Annotated in this window: 1 rRNA gene; it reads left to right on the top strand. The window is 57.6% G+C overall.

From position 1 onward, the window contains the following. Window positions 1-1,013, top strand: a 23S ribosomal RNA gene (locus tag ABTZ03_RS44200); the annotation flags it as partial.

Genomic DNA, 1,013 nt, shown 5'->3' on the forward strand with positions numbered 1-1,013 from the left:
GCCACCCTTGAAAGAGTGCGTAATAGCTCACTGGTCAAGTGATTCCGCGCCGACAATGTAGCGGGGCTCAAGCACATCACCGAAGTCGTGTCATTGCAACATGAAGGCCCAACGGCTGTTGTGATGGGTAGGGGAGCGTCGTGTGCCGGGTGAAGCGGCCGAGGAATCGAGTCGTGGACGGTATACGAGTGAGAATGCAGGCATGAGTAGCGATACAAGAGTGGGAAACTCTTGCGCCGATTGACCAAGGGTTCCTGGGTCAAGCTGATCTGCCCAGGGTAAGTCGGGACCTAAGGCGAGGCCGACAGGCGTAGTCGATGGACAACGGGTTGATATTCCCGTACCCGCTTTGAAGCGCCAACGCTGAACCTCTTGATGCTAAGCCCGTGAAGCCGTCCCGGAGCCTTCGGGCAAAGGGAAGTGGTGGAGCCGGTGACCCGACGGGGTAGTAGGTGAGCGATGGGGTGACGCAGGAAGGTAGTCCAGCCCGGGCGGTGGTTGTCCCGGGGTAAGGGTGTAGGACGTCACGTAGGCAAATCCGCGTGACACATAGTCTGAGACCTGATGCCGAGCCGATTGTGGTGAAGTGGATGATCCTATGCTGTCGAGAAAAGCCTCTAGCGAGTTTCATGGCGGCCCGTACCCCAAACCGACTCAGGTGGTCAGGTAGAGAATACCGAGGCGTTCGGGTGAACTATGGTTAAGGAACTCGGCAAAATGCCCCCGTAACTTCGGGAGAAGGGGGGCCATTCCTGGTGACGAGTCTTGCACTCCGAGCTGGGGGTGGCCGCAGAGACCAGCGAGAAGCGACTGTTTACTAAAAACACAGGTCCGTGCGAAGCCGTAAGGCGATGTATACGGACTGACGCCTGCCCGGTGCTGGAACGTTAAGGGGACCGGTTAGCTCCACTTCGGTGGGGCGAAGCTGAGAACTTAAGCGCCAGTAAACGGCGGTGGTAACTATAACCATCCTAAGGTAGCGAAATTCCTTGTCGGGTAAGTTCCGACCTGCA

The sequence above is a fragment of the Kitasatospora sp. NPDC096077 genome (assembly GCF_040303245.1).
In the GTDB taxonomy this organism is placed as follows: Bacteria; Actinomycetota; Actinomycetes; order Streptomycetales; family Streptomycetaceae; genus Kitasatospora.